Here is a 2,920-nt window from a genome sequence, read left to right on the forward strand (position 1 = left end):
CGGGGTGAAAAGGCTAGACTTATTAAAAATAGGATGCGTACTGCTGTTGTATTTGCAGTGGAATTTTCCTTAGAAATGGGTTGTGCTATGTATCGTGCCGTTACCCGAAATATACAGATCACTGTCGAACCGTATTATCTTGCTGAGGAGTCCACTCCCGAAGATGAGCAGTTCTTCTGGGCCTATACGGTCTCAATTGAGAACCTGAGTTCTGATACTATCCAACTGCGGTCTCGCCACTGGCATATCATTGACGCCAACGGCAACACGCAGGAAGTCAACGGGGCAGGTGTGGTTGGTGAAGAGCCAGTCATCGAACCCGGTGGGTCGTTTCAGTACACCTCAGGCTGTCCACTCAATACCCCTTCAGGCATCATGACGGGCAACTACCGTATGCAAACTGAAAAAGGGGAGTCCTTTGCGGTGAAAATTCCAGCTTTCTCGCTGGATCTGCCGGATATGGTCAAGACCGTGCATTAACAGCTGCAAACAATATCTTGCAGCGCAAAAAACAGGATTGCGGGCAGTCGTGCTGCCCGCCAATCAGATTGAACTGAGTTATTGTGTGCGGAAGCGGGCCTGAGCGCCGCGCTCAATCGCTGCGATCGTCAGCTTGTCCAGCTTCAGGTGGTCACGCAGCAATTGCAACATACGCACTTCTTCAGGGCTTACTCGCAAGTCTGCCGCAGCAATCTCCACACCAAGAGCATAAGCGGTGTCATGCAATTTGGTTGGCAAAGACTCTGCCACAAGCGCCAGTGTTGCGTTCATGCCGTTTTCACCGGAAAGACGCTCAGCGCACTGCTGGGTAATCTTGATCAGGTTATTGTCGTCAAAATCTTTGAAAACAGGGAGAATGCCCACAATATCGCCAAGCTGGCGAAGCTCTGCGTCGCTCATCGCGCTATCTGCGGCGGAAACCATCACCATCACATGAATGAGAGCTTCTTCTACGCTCAGTAATCTTTCTATTGTACCCATATCTCCCCAAAGCGAAAAGCTTTGCCTCTTGGTTTGCTTTAGTTTTTCGCTCTGCCAAATTGTCTGGCGGCGGCTAATGACTGCAAAGGTAAGGGGGCTTCCGGCCTCATACAAGGGGGTAGAGCCGAAAACCCGAGAACTGTCATTGACGCGGGCGCTAGTTTTACATAAGTTCGCGCAGCTTTCCGGCATTAAATCCTGCTGAAGAAAGCGAAACTCAGTTACAATTTAATCTCCAAATACGGATCTCAAAATCCATGTCTATGAACAGTTTGCCTCAACTCGATCTCAGCCCAGAACTTATCGAGGCGGCACAGGTATCTAAAGCCTGGCCGTTTGAAGAAGCACGCAAACTGGTCAAACGGTTGGAGAAGAAACCCAAGACCGGGCCGGTCTTGTTCGAGACCGGCTATGGTCCATCTGGTCTGCCGCACATGGGTACCTTTGGCGAAGTTGCACGCACCACGATGGTGCGCACCGCTTTTCGTGTGCTGACAGAAGATAAGATCCCGACCAAGCTGATCTGCTTTTCAGATGATATGGACGGCTTCCGCAAAGTGCCAACCAACGTGCCTAATCAGGAGATGATGGCGTCATTTCTTGGCAAGCCACTGACCAGCGTGCCGGATCCATTCTCCAACGAATACCCAAGTTTTGCAGCGGCCAACAACGCAAAACTCATGGCGTTTCTGGATAAGTTCGGCTTCGAGTATGACTTCGTGTCTTCCACCGACTATTACAAGTCTGGTGTGTTTGATAAAGCGCTCCTGCGTATGCTGGAAGTCTACGACAAGATCATGGCGATCATTCTTCCAACACTGGGCGAAGAGCGTCAGGCCACGTACTCTCCATTTCTTCCGCTTTGCCCGCGCACAGGTATTGTGCTGCAGGTGCCAATGGTAGATCGCAATGTCGAAAAAGGCACTGTGACTTACATTGACCCTGAGACTGAAGAGCGTGTTGAAGTTCTGGTGACAGGCGGCAACGTCAAATGTCAGTGGAAAGCTGACTGGGCGCTGCGATGGTACGCGCTGGGCATCGACTATGAAATGGCTGGTAAAGATCTGATTGACAGCGTGAACCTGTCTGGCAAGATCTGTAAGGCTCTGGGCGGTCCTGCTCCGGAAGGCTTCAACTACGAGCTCTTCCTGGACGACAAAGGCCAGAAAATCTCCAAGTCCAAAGGCAACGGCCTGACCATGGAAGAATGGCTCCAGTACGCCAATCAGGAAAGCCTGTCCCTGTTTAACTTCCAGAAGCCGAAAACTGCGAAGAAGCTGTATTTTGACGTCATCCCGAAAGCGGTTGATGAGTACTGCACCTTCCTGCCCAAGTTCGACAACATGGATGCAGCGCAGAAGCTGATGAACCCGGTCTGGCACATCCACTACGGCACACCGCCAAAAGAAGAGATGCCGATCTCCTTCGCAATGCTGCTCAACCTGGTCTCTGCATCTAATGCAGAGAACAAGGACGTGCTGTGGGCATTTATCTCCCGCTACGCACCGGGCTCGTCTGCTGCAACGCATAAGATGCTGGATGAGTTGGTTGGCTACGCCATCCGCTACTACGACGACTTCGTGAAGCCAACGAAGAAGTTCAAAGCAGCTGATGAAGTTGAGACAGAAATGCTCACCAAGCTGGATGAAGTGCTTGCTGGCCTGCCAGCAGAGACTGACGGCGGCGATATCCAAAACGCAATTTACGACATTGGTCGTAATATTGAGCGTTACCAGAACACCGCAAAGCCGGGTCCAGATGGACGCCCTGGTGTCGCGCAGACCTTTTTCTCTGCGATTTATCAAGTACTTCTGGGGCAGGAGAAAGGTCCACGCTTTGGTTCCTTTATCGCCCTCTACGGTATTCCGGAAACTCGTAGTTTGATTGCAAAAGCACTTGCAGGAGAGCTTGCAGCGTGATGAATTAGCCCCCTCAAACG

At 51.3% G+C, this 2,920-nt stretch carries 3 protein-coding genes; 2 read left to right on the top strand and 1 reads right to left on the bottom strand.

The window, feature by feature from the left end:
* The first annotated feature begins 87 nt into the window (after window positions 1–87).
* Window positions 88–480, top strand: coding sequence for a Co2+/Mg2+ efflux protein ApaG (apaG, locus tag PPL9_RS23180; RefSeq protein ID WP_057465027.1), 393 nt, complete (start codon window positions 88–90; stop codon window positions 478–480).
* Between the two features lie 78 nt (window positions 481–558).
* On the opposite strand, the gene PPL9_RS23185 is transcribed toward apaG, so the two are convergent.
* Window positions 559–972 (bottom strand): tellurite resistance TerB family protein, encoded by a 414-nt coding sequence (locus PPL9_RS23185; protein WP_057465028.1) that lies wholly within the window; start codon window positions 970–972, stop codon window positions 559–561.
* Between the two features lie 266 nt (window positions 973–1,238).
* Between PPL9_RS23185 and PPL9_RS23190 the strand changes: the two genes are divergently transcribed.
* The gene (locus tag PPL9_RS23190; RefSeq protein WP_057464931.1) at window positions 1,239–2,900 is read left to right on the top strand and encodes a lysine--tRNA ligase; all 1,662 of its coding nucleotides are present in this window, start codon (window positions 1,239–1,241) and stop codon (window positions 2,898–2,900) included.
* Window positions 2,901–2,920 lie beyond the last annotated feature (20 nt).

This window comes from Pseudovibrio sp. POLY-S9, assembly GCF_001431305.1.
In the GTDB taxonomy this organism is placed as follows: domain Bacteria; phylum Pseudomonadota; class Alphaproteobacteria; order Rhizobiales; family Stappiaceae; genus Pseudovibrio.

What these genes read in the sequence shown, in the direction of transcription:
- apaG (WP_057465027.1), top strand. Translation starts at nt 88, where the DNA reads ATGTATCGTGCCGTTACCCGAAATATACAGATCACTGTCGAACCGTAT.
- PPL9_RS23190 (WP_057464931.1), top strand. Translation starts at nt 1,239, where the DNA reads ATGTCTATGAACAGTTTGCCTCAACTCGATCTCAGCCCAGAACTTATC.